Origin of the sequence: Vibrio diazotrophicus (assembly GCF_038452265.1) — a bacterium.
GTDB lineage: Bacteria > Pseudomonadota > Gammaproteobacteria > Enterobacterales > Vibrionaceae > Vibrio > Vibrio diazotrophicus.
The window spans coordinates 345,536-365,901 of the sequence record NZ_CP151843.1 but is presented as its reverse complement, the minus strand read 5'-3'; the positions used below and the strand labels follow the sequence as shown (position 1 = coordinate 365,901).

Here is a 20,366-nt window from a genome sequence, read left to right as displayed (position 1 = left end):
TTATTCTTCCCCTTTGACGAAATGTGAGTAATAAATCACCGGCAATTGTTGTCTTAAACATTCACCCATCGCTTTTAAATACGGTTCAATAAAAGAGAAGAACATAAAGTATCCTTCACACAGATGGTGCTTCTCAGTGAACGAGATCTCTCCGTTTTGATTGATCCTCTGAGCAGGACAAGCCCCATGACACAAATAACGTTGTGAACACTGACCACAGTGCAGCGCGCTTGACGATGGTTTTCCGCGAGAAAAGTTCTGCTGGATTGGTGTTTCAATCAGATCTGGATAGTCACTGCGTTTTATGTTGCCCAGTTTAAATTGCGGATAAACAAAATGGTCACAACTGTACACATCACCGTTGTGTTCAATGACTAAGTTATTGCCACAGCTTGGCGAATGAACACAGCTCGATGAAGGCATACCCAAGCTCATGCCCAATGCATTGTCGAAGTGGCTTACAAACACTCGACCAATATCGTTTTCACGCCAAGTGTTAAATACCTCGATCATGAAGCGGCCAAATTGCTTTGCTCCGACTGTTCGATCTGTGACACCTTTGCCTTTCTCAGCTTCAACGACCGGAATAAATTGAATGAACTGAACGCCAAGTGATGTGAGATGTTGATAAACCCTTCTACCGTGACTGCCGTTATTTGCTTGAACCACGGTTAACACGTTGTATTCCACATCATACTTTTGAAGACAACGTAGCCCTCTTAATACCTGCTGATAAGATCCTTTGCCGTTTCGATGTTTGCGGTAGCGATCATGCAACTCTTCGTCGCCATCAAGACTAATACCCACCAGAAAACAATTCAGTTTCAAAAACTGCGCCCATTCATCATTGATAAGCACACCGTTAGTCTGAAATGTGTTCAACACATTCATGTCCTCTCGTTTGTGCTTTTTCTGATAGGCGATGGCTCGCTTGTAAAAGTCGATACCGCGTAGAGTCGGCTCTCCCCCTTGCCAGCCAAAGGTTACCTCTACCGTGCCGCGGGGCTGACTTTCGATGTATCCCTTAATATGAGCTTCTAGAAGTGCGTCACTCATATCAAAACGATTTTGATTTGGAAAATATTCTGTCTTATCGAGATAGAAGCAGTAGTCACAATCTAGGTTACACAAGGGGCCAATGGGCTTAATAAGTACATGAAATGGATTTAAAGCGGTTGGTTTCGATGTAAATATGTGCATATGAGTTGCTTCATTGAGTTTCGAAAAAGAAAATACTAAAGCATTAAAGTCATGAGGTAGATAAGAATATATCGAACAAATTATTAATTTATCGTTTGCGAGTAAGTTAAAAAAATGCCATAAAAACACTCAACTAAATAGTTATAAAATCCAGTTATTTTTCATACATAAGTTGTCTATATGAATAAACCAAATTTACTCTATATATTCCCAGATCAATTCCGACAAATGTCGATGAGTTTGTGGAATGAATTACTATTTAAAGAACATTGTTCTGGAAAAGCTGACCCAGTATATACGCCTAACCTCGATAAATTTGCTCAACAAGCCTATTTATTACCGAACGCTGTAAGTAATTGTCCGGTATGCAGCCCTCATCGCGGAAGTTTATTTACCGGCCAGTATCCAAATAAAAGTGGCGTTCCTCTTAACTGTAATTCTGATCGAGTAATATCTGACCTCCCTGCTAGTGCTACTTGCTTTACCGACATTCTGGATCAATCAGGCTACCACGTTGGTTATATTGGTAAATGGCACCTTGATTTACCAACCCCTAATGCGCCTGATAAGCCCGGAGAGTATGTCGATTCCTCAGTCCCAGCCTGGGATTCTTATACGGAACCACAGCGCAGGCATGGTATTCATTACTGGTATGGTTACGGTACCTTTGACGAGCATCGTAATCCCCACTACTACGATACTGATGGCGTGAGACACGAACCTCGCACTTGGTCTGCTGAACATGAAGCAGATAAAGCTATCGCTTATTTAAAAAATGAGAATGCTGAAAGAGACCCAAGCCGTCCATTTGCTCTTTTCGTTTCTATGAATCCTCCTCATAGCCCTTATCAAAGTTTAGAAGATTGTCGTGAGCAAGATTTACAGCTTTATGAGGCATTTATCGATGAACAACTTCTGGTGCGTGACAACGCCAAACTGGATTTAGAGAAAGCCGCAAGCGCAAGATATTACTTTGCGAATGTCAGTGGCGTTGACCAGCAGTTCGGACGAATTGTTGAAACTCTAAAAGAGATTGGTGAATGGGATAACACTATCGTGGTGTTCACCAGCGATCATGGTGAAACCTTGTGCAGCCAAGGCCTAACAGATGCGAAAAACGTAATTTTTGAAGAAGCGTTCCTCGTACCATTCTTAGTCAAAGACGCTGATCAAAATCTGCCTAAAGTGTCTGAAACCTTTCTAAACAGCGCAGACATCATGCCAACGATTTTAGACATGCTAGGTCTAAAAGAGGACTTACCAACCAATATCACAGGCCAAAGTAAAGCGTCGTCTATTATCGACAACAAGAACGACATTCATTCGAACTGTGCCCTTTATATTCGCAATTTAGATGGCGAAAAAGACGAGAATGGCAAAGTAGTTAGCTACTTCCCACAAAGCAGAGGAATTAGGACTGACCGTTATACCTTTGCCTTGGAAATCGACCGCAAGCTTAAGCTCGATAGCATTTTACTATTCGATAATAAGAGAGACCCTTACCAGTTAGCCAACATCGCTTGGCAAGCATCCGCTTCTCTCACTCAAGAACTACTTTCACAACTTGCTGCAGAACTGGCTCGTATCCAAGACCCTTGGGCAGAGCTGAAAATTCTAAACGATATATTACCTTATCCTCATTCTAAGGACTGTTAATGAACAATACTCCTCCTAATGTCATCATTCTCTATGCCGACGACTTAGGTTTTGGCGACTTGAGTTGCTATGGTGCCAACGATATTCCCACGCCAAATCTCGATAAACTGGCAGACGAAGGCATTAAGTTTCATCAGGGTTATGCCACTGCAGCAACCTGTACCCCTTCTCGCTATAGCTTGCTAACCGGCAGCTATCCTTGGCGAAATCCTAACGCAGCCGTGTTACCCGGTGATGCCGCTCAAATCATCAGCAAAGATCAGCCAACGCTACCTAAAATGTTCAAGAAACAAGGTTACAACACAGGTATTGTAGGCAAATGGCATTTAGGTTTGGGAGATGGCAAGCTCGACTTCAATAAGTCAATTTCAGGCACACCGAATGATGTCGGTTTTGACCAATCCTTTATTATGGCCGCCACCAATGACCGTGTACCTTGTGTGTATATCGACAATCGCAATGTAGAAAACCTAGACCCAAACGACCCAATTGAAGTGACCTACGACTGGGACAACGCATTTTCTGATGTGCCAAATGGGCGTAGCCATCCAGAGTTACTCGACGTGATGTATGACCATGGGCATGACGGCACCATCATTAATGGCGTCAGCCGTATTGGTCATATGCGCGGTGGACAATCTGCGATTTGGAACGACGAAACCATGGGCGAGCGTTTCGCCGAGAAAGCGATTGAATTTATAGAACAAAACCAAAATACTCCGTTTTTCCTATACTACGCGATGCATCAACCACACGTTCCGCGTATTCCAAATCCTAAGTTCAGAGGCGCTACCCCACACGGCGTGCGTGGCGATGTCATCGTAGAAATGGACTGGTGCATTGGTCAGGTTCTCAACAGAATTGACGAACTAGGGCTCAAGCAAAATACCATCGTCATTTTCTCCAGCGATAATGGGCCTGTGCTCAATGATGGCTATAAAGACCAAGCAATTGAGCTCAATGGTCAGCATAAAATGGCTGGGCCTTTACGTGGTGGAAAATACAGTTTGTTCGAAGGCGGTACTCGCGTGCCATTCATCGTTCGCTGGCCTGAAACTATCAGCGAAAAGCACAGTCATGCATTAATCAACCAAGTCGATCTTTACCACAGCCTGGCAAAAGTTATTGGTTACGAGCTGACGGAAGACGAAGCACCAGATAGTGAACAGCAGCTCGAAGCGTTAATCGGTCGTGATCCATATGGACGTGAAAGTATGGTGCTGGAAGGAATGCAATATAAAAAAGTGTTCCGTGATCAACGTTACGCCTACATTCCACCTCATGATGACGACTTCATCTGTCAATATACTGGTAATGAAAAAGGTAATATGTCATCGGCTCAGTTGTATGATCTGTTTGACGACATCGGCCAGTTAAACAACCTTGCGGATACAATGCCGGAAAAGGTGGAGCAAATGCAGAAGCTTCTGGATGAGTCAATCAAGAACGAAAAGACTCGTTAAAGTGCTAGGTTAATCACGGTCAGCGATTAACCTACCTATCGACACTCTTAAACGTAAAAAAGGTGCAATCCCATGCACCTTTTGTTTTATCCCTGTTTAGCGAAAGGTTAGATGGAGATCCACTTCCATTCATAGCCTTCTAAACTGATGTTCACGAACTCGCCTATAGCGTTAGATATCGTCACTTGCTGAGGCTCACTTACGTAGTTAACGGCAGCGACCATGCCAGTTTGTGGATAATAAGCGACATCAACATTTGGATAGTCTGACAACCACGCATGCTGCTGTGTCTCATTGTGGCTTAGCCATATCAATACTTGCTGTAGCAAACGGGCATTTTTCATATTGAATGGCAGATTACCCATGTATACCGAGCGCCCTTGACCATAATTACGTGCCGTTAAAGCAAGGTGCTGACCTTGTGCGGCCAACACTGCAATATCTGTCGCCTGCGGATATACGTAGCTAGGGTTGCCAAAGTCTAGTCCTTCAGTGACGAATTGACTTAGGTAATGTTCTTTCGCGATAGACAGCGGCATCGCCACGCGACCCATAGTCAGCGCTGTCTCTTTCTCTAAACCAAATACATCACCGAGTTGGAAATAGCGTCCATTTTTCTGAAACGCTGAAGGATCACAGACCCCAAGCAAACCACCACCTTGGCCGACAAACTTGCGCAATGCCACCAGCACTTCACTGTTGTCCCAGCATTCGCCACCGCTCCATGCAGAGTTGGCATCACCCGTATTAATGATCACTTTGATATCTTCACTAATACCGTTTTGGATAATGTCGTCGAAACTGATGAACTCTACTTCAAACGGCAGACCCGCCAAACACTCCAGCAAGTTATTACCGACAAATTCCATCACATCTGGGCGTGGCGGAACATAGAAACGTTGATCTCTCGCTTGGTTTTGCAGCCAACTGCGAGCCTTACCCCAAGCACTTAATACAGCAATTTTTCCCGTCAACTTCTGAGATTCTGTACCCTGAGTGTGTTGTAGGTAATCGCCAAACTCACGCGATATCTCACTTACATGGTCAATAAAATGCGGGAATTTATTAGCTAAGGACAAGTAGCCACCGTAACCAATTCTGTCCAGAGGCTTCTGCAACATCGCTCGGCGAATTTTCACCCAGTTAGACATCGACTCAACGACAGGATCATTACCTTCACGGAAAACATCTGGGAAGAAGTAAGGATAAAAACGCGCTTCACGGGTTTGTTCTCCCATGGAGTCCGTTAAACGACGAAGTGCGACCCCGTCTTCCACCGCGCCAATGTTGATATCAAGACCAATGTTTTGGTAGCTTTCTAAAAACGGCTCGGTACCAATCCAGTGATCACCCTGAAACATGGCGCTTTTCTTTCCAGCTTTATGCGCCATTGCGACTAACTCAGCGGCGAAATCAACAATAAACTCCTGAACGAAAGTCATCCAATCTTGGTAACGCTTTGATGGTGCCTTGTAAGTGCCATTGTAATAACCCGCATCCACGAAATCTTCTGGCGTTAAAGCGTAACCAAAACGCTTTTCAAAGTCCTCTAACGCTCGGGGGCTGACGGTTTCTCCGTAGCCAGTCCAGTCACGATAGATATCCTGATTTTGCTCACCAGTATCAATTACGAACAAGAATGCGAAAGTCGTAAATCGCACGACTGTTGTGTTCGGATGTTCATCCAACCACTGAGCAAAGTGCTTAATTAAATGTGCACGACACTCTGGATGATAAGGGTCTAAGCTCTTGATACGCGGCCCTTTCCAATCATTGGTTAGCGCATTGTACATAGATACGCTGTCCCACACCTGACGAGCCATAAAAGTCACGGTGTATTCATGGTATGGCTGTGTCTGCTTAATCAAAACTTGTTGAGTAGCAGCGTCAAATTCCCACAGCGACACATCGATCACGGTATTGGTCGTGCGGTTGTGTACTTCCCACCAGCATTTTGGATCGCTGTCGTCATCAAGCTCATACTTGTCTTTGCTATAGCCATCAAGAGGCTGGATAACAAGCGTCTCAGCCATAGCTGTGACAGGAAATGACATCAGATATTTACGATGTAAATACTCAGGGTGTTGATTGGCAAACTGTTGGTCAGCGCGCACCAAACACACGACAGAATAAATATCGCTGTCTTGCTTTGTTAATGATTCCGGCATAGTAGTACCATCGCTGTCTCGCAATGCGTCCGCTTGCCAACGTTGGTATAAATCCAATACCACTTCTTCTTGTCCAACCTCAACAGGCAATGTCATGTGCCCTTTAGTTGAAGAAACCTGTTTCATGTTCAAACTCCAAAACGTTAAATCAGCGGGCAGACTTGCCCGCGTAAATCAAAAAATAAAGGTAAAGACAATCAGAGGGCTTACCAGAAGAAGTTCTGATATCCGTTCGCACGCATTAACGCTTCTAAGTAGTAGTAGTCACCATAAGGAAGCATGTTGTCGCATAGACCCACTTTGACAAAAGATGCCCCATGAGCCAGCAGACCAAGCGCACTTTCATCATGAGTTAGGTCACACTGCTTCATCAGTCCTTGAAGTAGGTACAATCCCCAGTCTCGATACATTTTTGCTTCTTGTTCGTCTTCAATACATTGAGCGATAAGCAGTAAACCGGCTGCAGTAATGGCTCCAGCAGAGCTGTCTTTGTATTGAATTTCATGATTTGGAAGCAGGTAATCCCACACGGGTACACCATCATCGGTAATATGATCAGTTGCGTACTTAGCCAGTTTCTTTGCCAGCGTTAAAAACTGCTCATCTTTTGTATACAAGTATGTCTGAGCAAAACCATGAATAGCCCAAGACTGACCACGCGCCCAGCAAGAGTCATCCGCATAGCCTTGGAACGTTTCACCTTTCAAAGGTTGCTGAGTAATGGGATCGAAGTTGAAAGAGTGATAGGTAGAGAAATCATCTCGGACAATATGTTTCGCTAGCGTCTCGCTGTGACGCTTTGCCGCATTTGCATAAACAGGTGATCCTGTAATTTCAGAAGCCCAGAATAGCAATGCTGTATTTTGTAAAGAGTCGATAATTGACTTGCCCAGCGTCACTTCAGGGCCGAGTGGATGGGTATCATTCCATGCCACGATATAGCCACCAATTTTTCTGAAGCGGTGAATCAAATGATCAGCGGCTCTCAACGCCATCATTTTCGATTCTTCATCTTCAGTAAGTTTGTAATCTGCGACACAGCTAAGACTGTATTGAAAGCCTAAGTCATGGTCGAGCCAGAATGGATCCAGCAGCATATTGGCAAAATAGCTCTTACGCAGTTTTGCACTGTTCTTGAATACCTCTTGCCCTGTCATTTGGTAACTCAGCCATAATTCGCCAGTCCAGAATGACGAAACCCAATCGAATTGATCGCAGTAGTCCCACTGATGAGTTGCCGTACCTATCTTAGGGTTGCGCTCACCAATTTTAGCGATATTGCGACGAATCGATTCCACAACAGTTGGTAAATGATTAACGACACTTTGCTCGTCTAACGCTGATGGCAATGGGCGTAGAAATACTTTCTCGGTCATAGTGAATACTCTTTATAGATTAAAATTAAGAACTTAAATTTATTTTTCTCGGTAATGAACATTGCTTACAGCGCGGAGTTTTTCTGCGGCTTGCTCTGGCGTTAAATCTCTCTGAGATTCAGCAAACATCTCATAACCCACCATGAATTTTCTTACCGTCGCGCTACGTAAAAGAGGAGGTAAAAATGAAGCATGCACTTGCCAATGGTCACTGTTGTCTCCCAAGGAGAAAGGCGCACCATGCCAACCCATGCAGTAAGGGAAAGAACACTGGAACAAATTGTCATAACGGGTAGTGATCTCTTTAAGAGCTATAGACAAATCGGCTTGCTGCTCTTCAGAGAGATCAGTGATGCGACTCACTTTTGTTTTTGGCAGAACAAGTGTTTCAAAAGGCCAGCCTGCCCAATATGGCACCACCACCGCCCAATGTTCTGTCTCTACGACAACTCGTTCTTTATGCATCAGTTCGCGCTGAACATAGTCATGCAGTAACGGCGAACCCTGTTTGTCAAAATAGTCCCTTTGGTGATGGTCTTTTTTACTCACTATGGTAGGAATGAAACTGTTTGCCCAAATCTGTCCATGCGGATGAGGCTGCGAACATCCCATGGTTTCACCTTTGTTCTCAAAAATCTGAACCCACGGATAACGCTTACTTAAGCTGTTCGTTTCTTTAATCCAGGTTGCAATTACTTGCTCGATTTCAGTGTGAGAAAGCTCTGCCAATGTGCGACTGTGATCTGGAGAAAAACAGATAACTCGGCTTTCTCCTTTGGCACTTTGAAGCTTAAATAACGGATCATCCGTCGAATCCTTTTCCGGCGTGTCATCTGTTAACGCAGCAAAATCATTTTTAAATACAAACGTACCCGTATAGTTTGGATTCACATCTCCATTAATTCGCTCATTCCCTGCACATAAAAAGCATGACTTGTCATAACTGGTTGAAACCTCTGTTGCCGGCATTTCTTGTTGCCCACTCCAAGGTCGCTTCGCTCGATGTGGAGAAACCAACACCCATTCACCCAACAAAGGGTTGTAACGGCGATGGGGATGTTCAATTTCATCAAACTGGGTTGCTTTCATAGTGACTCAATATCCTTCTATACAATGTAAAATTCGCACCTTCCCACTTCTCGAATGCAGACTATCAATGCACATCTATACGCCACCCCGCCAAAAGCGGCGTTAGGCGTTCAGAGAAATGGGTTTCTTTGAAAACGGAAGAACCATGGAGCAATGCTTGTTTAGCGTTCGCTTTAAAGTGGCAGAAATAGATTTCTCGATTTCCTTGTGTGGAGAGTTCAGCCAGCATTTGCACACCAAGGTGGTCAATAAAGTTGATCCCTTTTCCTAAAATGATGAGTCGCTGCGCCTTGATCGAATCCAGCTCTCTATGCAGGTGTTCTACACAGCCGAAGTAAATAGAACCATTGATTCTGACGATCTGCGTGTCCGGAAAACTGGCTTCATCAATATCCAGCTCAGTTGGGGTTACTTTGTCGACCACTGGCCGAGAAGTTCTTCTAAGATAAAAAAACATCGACATCATGATGCCCACGTAAATAGAGAGCTCTAAGTGCAAGACGATTGCAGCAACAAAAGTAGTCATTAGAACTGCGGACTCTTTCTTATCTTGTTGAATGATCGAACGTATGTAGGGAATATCAACGAGGTTATAGGCAACAACTAATAAGATGCCTCCCATACCAGCGAGCGGAATATAGCTGACATACTCAGCCATCACTGGCATCAGCAATAACAGAATTAACCCCGCAAAGACTGCTGCTAAGGGAGTTCTGGCTCCGCTACTAAAATTCACGCCGCTACGGGTAAAAGAACCTGAAGACATATAGCAAGAGAAGAATGCCCCCACTAGGTTTGAAATACCCTGCCCGATGAACTCTTGATTGCTGTCTATACGTTGTTTTGATTTCAACGCCACTGCACGACCAATTGAGATGGCTTCAACCAGACCTAATAATGCAACCGCTAGAATCCCACCGGACAGTTCTCCGATAATTGCTGAATCGAGTTCTGGTGCTGACAGCTGGAGCGTTGAGCTTTGAATTTGGTCTACGTAATCGATGTGAATACCAATTTGAGTAAGCAAAAGAGCCAAAAGCACAGACGCCAACATCGCGACTAACATATTTGGAATGGCAGGCAATAATCGCTTTGCTACAATACAGCTTGCGATGGTGATCAGAGCGATAAGTAATGAGAAAACCTGAAGTTGGTTAAGGTGCAGTATTACCAACCACAGGTTTTCAATCGCAGTATTTGCCGAAGAGTAGTCTAAACCGAGTACATGTCTCAATTGGCTAACGGTAATCACAACCGCGGCTCCGGCTGTAAATCCGATCACAACCGAATGAGAAACAAAATTGACTACGGCTCCTATTCTCATCACGCCCATCAAAAGCTGTACTATGCCAGCGCAGAAGGTCAGAGTAAGGCATAGCTGGATATAGAATGGCGTTCCTGTATCAGCAAACTGGCTGATAGTACTGAAGACAATGACGGACAAAGCGGCGGTTGGCCCAGAAATCAAATGGTTTGAAGAACCAAATAGAGCCGCCAGAATGGCGGGAATGATTGCAGTATATAAACCATATTCAGGAGGAAGGCCGGCAATCATTGCATACGCTACACCTTGAGGCATAACGATCACAGCGCCCGTTAATCCCGCTAATAAATCCGCTTTTACAACGTCCATTTTTACTTGCGGCAACCAAGCAATAAAAGGGAAACAACGAACTAAAACTGTTAGAAACCGACCGCTCATAATATCTCTTACATTTAGAATTCAACTATTTTAAAAATGCGAATCACCACACAAAAACAGTCAAAACCAGAATAGAAAACAAACAAAACCACTTATTTAATAAAAGCTATTATAGTCAACAAGCCACCTTGTTCAATCCAATTTGAAATTGCGTTTCAAATAATGACTTACAAGTATTACAATTTGCGATCCAGATAAAATTTAACTCAAGAAAAATATAAAGCCCTATCTACTTATTTGGCCAACCTCAGACGTAAAGAACTTCACCCTCCGAACAAAACCTATGTGACCGTCCTTCTCAATTACAAAACAACGTAAGGAATATCAGTGCTTAGCTGCCATATAAACCAATCTTCTCAAATGTAAACAAGCACCCAAGAGCTATCGCGAGGCACATCTCAAAATAAATAGCCATGTAAATTAAATTAATGAATACGTTAAATAATATCGAATAAATAAATTTATTAATTGCATTGAAACTTGTTACTTAACAACAAACATTAATATCGCAATGATTATGAAGTAGATCGTAAAAAATATTTCAAAAATAAATTTTCAATATATTTAAAAGTTGTTTTGTATAAGATTCACCTGTCGATTTGATTAATAAAAATATATTGCTCACCGGCAAGTAAATTAGGTTGTTAAGCAAATTAATACACTCGATTACGTTTTTGAGTAATCAATATAAAAATATGGAGTAAAATATGAACATCAAACCATTAGCAGCAGTGGTATCTCTTTTAGCAGCAGGTTCTGTAGCGGCAGGCGAAATCTACGCTACTGACACAAATACAGTTGAACTTTCAGGTTGGGCTAAAGCTACTGGTCTATACGTAAAGGCAGACCAAGCAGAAAAAGAAACTCATGTTTTTACTGATGCGCACCTAAAAGCGAAAGCAACACACTTCCTTAATGAAGAGACTAAAGTAATCGGTTCATTTGCAATCAATACTGGCGACAGCGCTGGTGACAGAACAGCAAAGTTCGAAGACATCAAACTGGAATTTGATCACAGTGGCTTTGGCAACCTATCTCTAGGTGACACAGGTAATTCATTTGGCTCAATTGAAAAAGCGAAATCTGGTGAAGGTGCAAACCTATACATCGTTGGACAAGGTGGCGTTGACGGCCAGGGTATCCGTTATAAGAAAACGATTGATAAACTAGAATTATCAGCTAACTATGAAACTGATAGCGAATCTAGCAACGATTCAAACTACGCTCTTTCTGCAAACTACAAAGCTGATAACTTCTCTGCGGCAATTGCGTATGGTTCAGACGGTGATGAAGCAGATTCAATGGGTGTAGCTGCAGACCTAACTCTTGGTTCGCTAAAACTTGCTGCAGGTTACATTTCTTTTGAAAATGCAAAATCGTTGAAAGCAAACGATAGTGTTGAGCTAAAGCTTGATCTACCTAACGATGGCGACACTTACTCTGTTGCAGCGACTTATACTATCGACGTAATCCGAATCTATGGTTCTCTGCAATATGCAGAAGGTAACTACCAAGGTAACTCGTTTGACGCTCAAACAGCATATCTAGGTCTTGGTTACGACGTAACTAAAGAATTCAAAACTGACTTCGTTCTACAAACTGGTGAAATCGAAAAAGCTGGCGTTGAAGAAGACGGTCATGCAGTTAAATTTGTAGCAAAATACTCGTTCTAATTACGAGTACTTTATCTACTGACTTTTCTTATTAATTCCGCATTTTGCGAAAGCCACATCAAGGTTGATGTGGCTTTTTTTAATTGTGCTGCCAACATCTTATCGTATATTCCTACTCACTTAACTCTGGTGATTACTTTCTTAAGCGTTTAATCTGTTTTTGCTTATAAATGTGTACGTAAGGAGAGCTCTCTTGAAATTCGCAATGATCGGTGCAGGTGGTATTGGTTGCTACTATGCGGCAAAGCTAGTTAATGCAGGACACGATGTTGTTTTTGTTGCCAGAGGTGAACATTTAAAAGCGTTACAGCAACAAGGTCTTGAGATAACACATCCAGATTTTTTCTTTTCGGCCCCCGTTTCGGCTACCGATATTCAAGGGCTTTGTGATGATTACAACGGCAATGATTTTGATTTGCTAATTCTTGCATCAAAAGGCAGCACAACCAGCTCAATGATGGATCAAATGAAGCCATGGCTTGATGCGTGCGATACTCCTGTTTTGTCCATTCAAAACGGCGTGATGAATGAAGGCATTATCGCCAATACGGTTGGATTAAAACGCACCATTGGCGGACTGGCAATACGAATCGGAGCCCATGCTCTGGAACCCGGAAAGATAGAAGCGACAGGCAAGGCACAAATCGATTTCGGCGCGTGGCCATCAGAATCTGCAAACCCACACCTGAAAGATTTCCTTTGCGAACTTGGCTCAGTTTTCGACTCTGCAGATATTCCAAATCAGCTTTATGAAGATGTAAGTTATGCGTTGTGGCGTAAACTGCTCATAAACAACGCGATAAACCCAATTACCGCTTTAACAATGAAAGATACTCAAACCGTCACAAAAGACCCAGTATTGAAACAAGCCGTTTATAAGATCATGCAAGAAACAGCAAGAGCGGCAAGGTGTGCGAATGTGAATATGACTGAAGATGATGTAGCAGAGATGTTTAGTCTTATCTGTGAGTTTGATGCTATCAAAACATCCATGTTGGTCGACCGAGAAAAAGGACGCCCAATGGAGATCCAAGAGATCTGCGGCCCGGTAATAGACTACTGTCGGCAAGCTGGTGACCCAGCAACTACCACAGAATTAATTTGCCATCTGTTACAGCATGCCAGTGATCAAATGATCGAAGCCTAAAACTGCTTTTTCTGCATATCCCAAACTCATCTAATTGGAATATGCAGTGAAATATTATGTTACATTCAGGCTCTCAGCGTTTACTTTACTTGCATTTAGGAAACGCTTTTTACCCTTATTTAACATATGTTTATTGGCTAAATCTATTTCCTGCTAAACAGCACACTTTTGTATAACTAGAGTTAACAATCTAAATCTATTGCAGTATTACTAATAGCATAGTTAGGGCAATAAAGTGACGTTGAACTGCTCAAGATACCTCGCACATTCAACGCCTATATCTGAACCCTCCAGCCGTAGACATAACCACGTTTTAGTTCTTACGCCTACCCCTGCCTGATGTTCAACAACGATTGCCCGTCAACCGTTTTTGTAATTGTTCAGGAGACTTACTATGAGTGATATCGCACTCTCTATCAGTATCCTTGCTCTGGTAGCGGTGTTAGGTCTGTGGATAGGGAACTGGCGACTCTATGGCGTTGGTTTAGGGATCGGCGGAGTGCTGTTTGGCGGCATTTTCGTTGGTCACTTTACTGGAGCATGGGGCGTTGAGCTCAACTACCACACCTTACACTTTATCCAAGAGTTTGGATTAATCTTATTCGTTTATACGATTGGTATTCAGGTTGGACCCGGCTTCTTCTCGTCACTGAGAAGTTCAGGCTTAAAACTCAACGGCTTTGCCGCATTGATTGTGTTGTTAGGGTGTCTGGTTACTGTCGCTCTCTACTACCTGTTTGATGTCCCTCTTCCTGTTATTCTTGGTGTCTTTTCTGGTGCGGTGACTAACACCCCTTCTCTTGGTGCGGGTCAACAGATCCTGACGGAACTCGGGGGTCAGGAAAACCTACTTGATATGACGGGTATGGGCTATGCCATTGCCTACCCGTTTGGTATCTGCGGGATATTGCTCACTATGTGGTTGATTAGACTTATCTTCCGCGTCAATGTGAACCAAGAAGCCGATGAGTTTGAAATCAAAAATGGTCACAAGAAATCAAGTTTACACACCATGAATATCTCTGTTAAAAACCCCAACTTAAACGGATTGTTTTTGAAAGATATTCCAGCACTTAGTGACGGTAACATTGTGTGCTCACGCCTAAAACGCAATGAACAGTTATTGGTACCAAAACCGGATTCTCGTGTTGAAGTCAATGACCTGCTCCACCTTGTCGGCGACAAGAACGCTTTGGAAAAAGCGCGTCTCGTGATTGGCGAAGAGGTTGATGTATCGCTCTCTACCAGAGGAACAGAACTGCGAGTGCAACGTTTGGTTGTTACCAATGAAGTTGTTCTGGGTAAAAAGCTCAGAGACTTAGATCTAAAAGAGAAATATGACGTTGTTGTCTCACGCCTTAACCGTGCAGGTGTTGAGTTGATCCCCACCAGCAACTCTACCCTTCAGTTTGGTGACATTTTGAACTTAGTCGGACGTCAGGAAGCCATTGAAGCGGTTAGCGGCATGGTCGGCAATGCTCACCAAAAGTTGCAACAGGTACAAATGCTGCCTGTGTTTGTCGGTATTGGTCTCGGAGTGTTGCTCGGTTCAATTCCTTTTTACCTACCGGGTTTCCCCGCTGCAATCAAACTCGGACTGGCTGGCGGCCCACTGATCGTTGCACTCATTCTTGCCAGAATAGGCAGTATCGGCAAAATGTACTGGTTTATGCCACCCAGTGCCAACTTGGCGCTACGGGAAATTGGTATCGTACTGTTCTTGGCTGTGGTAGGTCTTAAATCTGGTGGTAACTTTATTGAAACGCTGGTGCAAGGCGATGGACTTAGCTGGATGGGATATGGTGTCGCTATAACAGCAATTCCGTTGATTACGGTTGGCATATTGGCAAGAGTGCTGGGCCACATTAACTATCTCACTATCTGTGGCATGTTGGCAGGTTCAATGACCGATCCACCAGCGCTCGCATTTGCCAATGCCTTACATGAATCAAGTGGTGCATCAGCACTAGCTTATGCCACTGTATATCCGCTGGTGATGTGTCTACGAATACTGTCGCCACAAATACTCGCGCTGATACTTTGGGCCATGTAACCTGCAAATAAGAAAAAACCGAGCTTTAAGGCTCGGTTTTGGTTTAATCGTATCGCTACTATTACAAGATTTTTATTACAGAACTTTCGCCAAGAACTGCTGCAAACGAGGATGGCTTGGATTATCAAACACGGCTTGCGGGCTGTCATCAACCAACAATTTACCATCTTCCATAAACAACACGCGGTCTGCGACTTCACGGGCAAAGCCCATTTCGTGAGTCACGATAACCATGGTCATCCCTTCTTTTGCCAGACCTTTAATAACGTCCAGAACTTCCCCTACCATCTCAGGATCAAGGGCCGATGTTGGCTCATCAAACAACATCAAGTCTGGGTTCATTGCTAACGCGCGGGCAATCGCTACACGTTGCTGCTGACCACCGGATAAGTGCGTTGGGTAGTTGTTCATGCGATCTTCAAGACCGACACGTTTTATCAACACTTTCGCGGCACCTTCCACCTCATGTTTAGGGCGCTTAGCCACTTTCATGGGTGCAATCATTACGTTTTCCAACGCAGTCATATGCGGGAATAAGTTGAAACTTTGGAACACCATTCCCACGTTCTGACGCAATACGTTAATGTCCGTGCTTTTTGCGTACATATCGAAACCATCAACGATGATAGTTCCTGAGCTGATCTCTTCTAACTGGTTCAGAGTACGTAAAAACGTCGATTTACCTGAACCTGAAGGGCCAATGATAACCACGACTTCACCACGTTTTACCGTCGTTGATACCGATTTTAAAGCGTGGCAACCGTTAGGATAGAACTTGTCGACATTGCTGGCGTAAACCATATCTTCGCCGTTATATTCACTAGTCACTGGCTGATAACCTCTTCTCTAAACGTTGAATTGCCCAAGACAGAGTCCCGGTTACTAGTAAGTAAAGTGCTGCGACGGTAAACCACACTTCAAAAGGTGCAAAGCTGCCACTGACCACTTCACGACCCGCTTTAGTTAAGTCCGTAATTGAAATAACAGAAACCAGCGATGAGTCTTTTATTAGGTTAATAAACTGACCGGCCAGAGGTGGTAACGTGCGTTTTAAAGCTTGAGGAAGAATGATGTAGCGCATCGCTTTTGGATAAGTCATACCCAATGAACGCGCGGCTTCCATCTGCCCTGTTGGAATGGCCTGAATACCTGCGCGTACGATTTCGGCAACATAAGCACCTGTAAATACTGATAACGCGACAACACCGGCAGTAAAACGATCGAAATCGAGTACGGTTCCGATAAAGAAATAAACGATGAAGATTTGAACCAGAAGTGGCGTGCCACGTATCAGTTCAACATAGGTTAGGGATAAATTTCTCGCCACTTGATTTTTGGACACCCTCATCAGACCAAACACAAGGCCAAGCAAAACCGCAAAAATGAGGGAGATAAAGGAAATTTCAACCGTCACCCATAAACCATGAGCAATCGGGCCAAACTTCCATTCATTCAGTTGTGCAACGGCATCGCCTTGGAAAACCAAATCACCGTTTCCAACCAAAAGTGTTGTGTAATGATCAATGATCTGTGGTTGGCTAGCATCGTCGAATTCAATCGTTAACTGACCCGCTTTAACCACCGCTGTACCATCTCCGTTTGCACGAAGTTGTTGCATCTCGGTGTTAACAACGTACGGCCAGAGACGATCCCAATGCCAGTTATAGTTAATACTCTTCCCAGAGAAATAGACCGCACCAATAAGCATGGCCATAATTAGGACGTAAATTCCGTGTCCTATCCATTTTGAGGATTTTGACTGCATCACTCAGATTCTCTTTATTCTTTTTAATGAACTGGGCAACATTACGCTGCCCAGTTGACTACAGCTTAAGGCGTTAATTATTGAACGTCTTTCAACCAGTCGTCAGATTTAAACCACTTGTCGTACATACGATCATAAGTACCGTCGCCTTTGATTTGACGTAAGTAGTTATTCAAGAAATTTAGGAAGTTCGGGTCATCTTGACGAATCGCCCAACCTAGAGGTTCGTAAGTGAACGGTTCTGCTAAATGCGCAACTTTGCCTTTGTTTTGAGCAGCGTAGATCGCGTTGTATGGGAAGTCATAAACGAAAGCGTCTGCTTTGCCGTTAACAACCTGCAGAACGGCGTCTACTTCTGTGTCGTAAAGGTCAACTTTTGCATTGAAAAGGTGTTTCTTCGCAGCTTCAACACCAGTAGTACCAAGCTTTGTTGAGACTGTGTATTTAGGGTCATTCAAATCAGCGTAGCTTTTAATTTTACCTTCAAGCGCTGGAGAGAAAATTATAGATTGACCGATAACAATGTACGGGTCAGCAAAGTTAACTTTCAAGTTACGCTCAGGAGTGATAGTCATACCACCCATGATGATGTCACACTTGTTGGTTTGAAGCGCAGGGATAATACCATCCCATGCGGTGTTTACAGGTGTGAACTTAACACCCATAGAGCGAGCCATGTGCTTACCTAAATCGATATCAAAACCAATGAAACGGCCATCTTTGGTTTTCATTTCGAAAGGCATGTAGCCCGCGTCGAAACAAACTTTTAATTCACCTGAGCTAAGAACACCTTCTAGGTCAGACTCCGCCATTGCTTGATTAGCACCAAGCAGAGAGCAGGCAAAAACAAGTCCAGCAGCTGAAGATTTAATAAATTTTTTCATAATATCCCTTATAAAAAATTTTGTTATTTTTCTGTTCGTCCAATGACAAATACGATGTTGTATTGAATATCACGCAAACGCGTACTGACATCAAAAACCACCAGATAATGCAACACAATCTAATAACATTTCAATAACTATCCGAATTTAAAACCAATAAAATGCTATAAAAATTCAGCTTTCATCTAAGAAGATGACTTAAGTCCCGAATCAAATCAGTTGGTGACTCAAGACCAACTGAGAGCCTGACCACGCCTTTGCCAGCTTCCCTAGAAAACTTCGCTTTTTGTTCCGGACTAAATCGATAAGTCGACTTGTCCAAATCATCGGTTTTTAACACCACTGCTAAACTGCGTTGATGTCCTATGGAATAAGCGTAATAAAACATCCTCGACTCATGTGCAAACCGTTGCTCAATCAGTTCGATATCCTCTACTTGGAATGCAATAATGCCGCCAAAAAATGTCATTTGCTGCTTAGCCAGCGAAAATTGTTGATGAGACGCCAAGCCGGGATATAAAACCCTTAGCACCTTGGGGTGGTTTTCTAACCACTCAGCAATGGTTTGAGCCGATTCACAAAGGGTTTTCATACGTGGATAAATCGTCTCCATACCCCGCATAATTAGCCATGCGCTCTGCGCACTTAAAGATGCACCAAAATAGACGCCAGCAACGCTTCTGAGCTTGCTAATCAAGGCTTTTGAGCCCAGCACGCATCCGCCAAGCACATCTCCATGCCCGTTAATAAACTTGGTTAAAGAATGAATCACCAAATCTGCCCCAAGTGCAAGTGGTCGGGTAATAACCGGGGTTGAAAAGGTCGAATCAGCACTGAGCAAAATTCCACTGTTTTTAAGCAGCAAAGAGACCTCTTGAATATTGGTTAGTCTTAATAACGGGTTGCATGGCGTCTCTATGTGCACCAACTTAGTGCTAGGGCGTAGTGCATTTTGCACACTTTTGATGCATGAAGTATCCACTGCAGTGACTTCGATTCCATACTGGGGCAATACTTGGGTAGCAAACTCATACACAGCGGCATAGCAGACATCGCTGATGACCAGATGATCCCCTGCTTTGAGTAAAGACATAAATACCGCAGTGATTGCGGCCATTCCGCTGGCAGTCGCGAGTCCATCTTCAGCCTGTTCTAAAATAGCCAAGCGCTGTTCGAGTAAGCGCACCGTTGGGTTTGTCCAACCGGCATAGAGAAACGGAGAGTCGGAGATATCTTCCATGCCTTGTGCTGAAAATGCGCCTTCATTCGGCAGAAAGCTGTGATTTACCGACATCACAATGTTCGGAGCAATGGCGTTCGTATGAGGGTCTGGTCGAATAGCCGCATGCACCGCAAGTGTTTCAGGAGCGAAGGTTTCAGGGTTTAACCCTGTATCAAAATCATCATTAAGCATTTTTTAATCCAGTCATAGCCATTAGGCCAGCCATAATCATTAAACTAACCAAAGTTACGAGCTAAGAACCATTTGAGGTTGATAGCCGTTTTTCTTTCTAAACCGTACGAATGGAGTAATTGTGGATTCCAATTGGTAAGTAAAATCCGCTATTCTTGGCACCACATGGAAGATTTACCGCATTTAGGCACCAATAATGCGGAATAACCGCAAGAGGAAAACCATGAGTGAAACCACTCTGGATAATTTCGATAAGAAAATACTGGAACTGATGCAAAGCAACTGCCGTATGGCGAGTGAAATCATTGCCGAACAGGTGGGTCTATCCGCTTCTGCCGTGCAGAGACGCATAAAACGTTTGAGGGATGAAGGGGCGATTCTGGCGGAAGTAGCGGTGATCAAACCCGAGCTTTCCACCCATCCAATGACCTTTATTGCCGGAATAGAAATCGACAGAGACAACTACACCGTCCTTAATAAATTCAAACGCTGGGCAGAGACTCAACCTTCGATTCAACAGGTGTTTTACGTTACTGGTAATGTCGATTTAATGGTGGTGATGACGGCTGAAAATGCCAAAAGTTACGATGGATTTATTGAACACATCATGGAACAGTTCCCGCAAATTCGCCGTGTAATGACTAATGTAGTACTAGATACGCCAAAGCAAAGCCTATATCTGCCTGTTGAATAGTTATCCCGTGAGTTACGCACATAAAAAAGCCGAGAAGATTTCTCCTCTCGGCTTTCAATTTAATGATTTAACCTGCAGTAAA

General features: G+C 43.6%; 15 protein-coding genes. 6 read left to right on the top strand and 9 right to left on the bottom strand.

All coding sequences use genetic code 11. The features are described 5' to 3' along the window. Positions 1–1,200 carry an anaerobic sulfatase maturase gene (locus tag AAGA51_RS16930; RefSeq protein WP_042480902.1) on the bottom strand — a complete coding sequence of 400 codons (1,200 nt, stop codon included), beginning with the start codon at positions 1,198–1,200 and terminating at the stop codon, positions 1–3. A gap of 180 nt (positions 1,201–1,380) precedes the next feature. Between AAGA51_RS16930 and AAGA51_RS16925 the strand changes: the two genes are divergently transcribed. Then, complete coding sequence (locus AAGA51_RS16925) at positions 1,381–2,856, top strand: sulfatase family protein (RefSeq protein WP_042480904.1); 1,476 nt, start codon at positions 1,381–1,383, stop codon at positions 2,854–2,856. Continuing rightward, entirely contained in the window at positions 2,856–4,319 is a 1,464-nt protein-coding gene (locus AAGA51_RS16920) for a sulfatase family protein (protein WP_042480908.1), read from the top strand. The genes AAGA51_RS16925 and AAGA51_RS16920 overlap by 1 nt, the downstream gene beginning before the upstream one ends. Before the next feature lie 107 nt (positions 4,320–4,426). On the opposite strand, the gene gnpA is transcribed toward AAGA51_RS16920, so the two are convergent. The 4 genes from gnpA to AAGA51_RS16900 all read right to left on the bottom strand — a co-directional run bounded on the left by gnpA (position 4,427) and on the right by AAGA51_RS16900 (position 10,654). Next, positions 4,427–6,613 carry a 1,3-beta-galactosyl-N-acetylhexosamine phosphorylase gene (gene gnpA, locus AAGA51_RS16915; RefSeq protein ID WP_042480910.1) on the bottom strand — a complete coding sequence of 729 codons (2,187 nt, stop codon included), beginning with the start codon at positions 6,611–6,613 and terminating at the stop codon, positions 4,427–4,429. An 80-nt stretch (positions 6,614–6,693) separates the two neighbouring features. Next, positions 6,694–7,863 (bottom strand): glycoside hydrolase family 88 protein, encoded by a 1,170-nt coding sequence (locus AAGA51_RS16910; RefSeq protein WP_042480912.1) that lies wholly within the window; start codon positions 7,861–7,863, stop codon positions 6,694–6,696. Positions 7,864–7,902: 39 nt separating this feature from the next. Then, a complete protein-coding gene (gene galT / locus AAGA51_RS16905) occupies positions 7,903–8,952 on the bottom strand; it encodes a galactose-1-phosphate uridylyltransferase (protein ID WP_042480914.1) in 1,050 nt (349 codons plus the stop codon). Between the two features lie 64 nt (positions 8,953–9,016). Next, complete coding sequence (locus AAGA51_RS16900; RefSeq protein ID WP_042480918.1) at positions 9,017–10,654, bottom strand: SulP family inorganic anion transporter; 1,638 nt, start codon at positions 10,652–10,654, stop codon at positions 9,017–9,019. Between the two features lie 707 nt (positions 10,655–11,361). On the opposite strand from AAGA51_RS16900, the gene AAGA51_RS16895 reads away from it, so the two are divergent. The 3 genes from AAGA51_RS16895 (at position 11,362) to AAGA51_RS16885 (ending at position 15,527) form a co-directional block, all read left to right on the top strand. Next, positions 11,362–12,327 carry a porin gene (locus AAGA51_RS16895; RefSeq protein WP_042480921.1) on the top strand — a complete coding sequence of 322 codons (966 nt, stop codon included), beginning with the start codon at positions 11,362–11,364 and terminating at the stop codon, positions 12,325–12,327. A 193-nt stretch (positions 12,328–12,520) separates the two neighbouring features. Continuing rightward, complete coding sequence (locus tag AAGA51_RS16890) at positions 12,521–13,474, top strand: ketopantoate reductase family protein (protein WP_042480925.1); 954 nt, start codon at positions 12,521–12,523, stop codon at positions 13,472–13,474. A 394-nt stretch (positions 13,475–13,868) separates the two neighbouring features. Beyond that, a complete protein-coding gene (locus tag AAGA51_RS16885; protein WP_042480927.1) occupies positions 13,869–15,527 on the top strand; it encodes a putative transporter in 1,659 nt (552 codons plus the stop codon). Between the two features lie 75 nt (positions 15,528–15,602). Here the strand turns inward: AAGA51_RS16885 and AAGA51_RS16880 are convergent, their stop codons facing one another. The 4 genes from AAGA51_RS16880 to AAGA51_RS16865 form a co-directional block, all read right to left on the bottom strand. Further along, entirely contained in the window at positions 15,603–16,355 is a 753-nt protein-coding gene (locus AAGA51_RS16880) for an amino acid ABC transporter ATP-binding protein (RefSeq protein ID WP_269350155.1), read from the bottom strand. Continuing rightward, positions 16,348–17,292: an amino acid ABC transporter permease gene (locus AAGA51_RS16875; protein WP_042480929.1), complete on the bottom strand. Its 945-nt coding sequence runs from the start codon at positions 17,290–17,292 to the stop codon at positions 16,348–16,350. The genes AAGA51_RS16880 and AAGA51_RS16875 overlap by 8 nt, the downstream gene beginning before the upstream one ends. A gap of 77 nt (positions 17,293–17,369) precedes the next feature. Continuing rightward, positions 17,370–18,176 (bottom strand): transporter substrate-binding domain-containing protein, encoded by an 807-nt coding sequence (locus tag AAGA51_RS16870; RefSeq protein ID WP_042480932.1) that lies wholly within the window; start codon positions 18,174–18,176, stop codon positions 17,370–17,372. Between the two features lie 181 nt (positions 18,177–18,357). Further along, positions 18,358–19,590 carry a trans-sulfuration enzyme family protein gene (locus AAGA51_RS16865; RefSeq protein ID WP_042480935.1) on the bottom strand — a complete coding sequence of 411 codons (1,233 nt, stop codon included), beginning with the start codon at positions 19,588–19,590 and terminating at the stop codon, positions 18,358–18,360. A gap of 223 nt (positions 19,591–19,813) precedes the next feature. On the opposite strand from AAGA51_RS16865, the gene AAGA51_RS16860 reads away from it, so the two are divergent. After that, on the top strand, positions 19,814–20,284 hold the full coding sequence (locus AAGA51_RS16860) for an Lrp/AsnC family transcriptional regulator (RefSeq protein ID WP_042480938.1): 471 nt from the start codon (positions 19,814–19,816) through the stop codon (positions 20,282–20,284). The last annotated feature ends 82 nt before the right edge of the window (positions 20,285–20,366 follow it).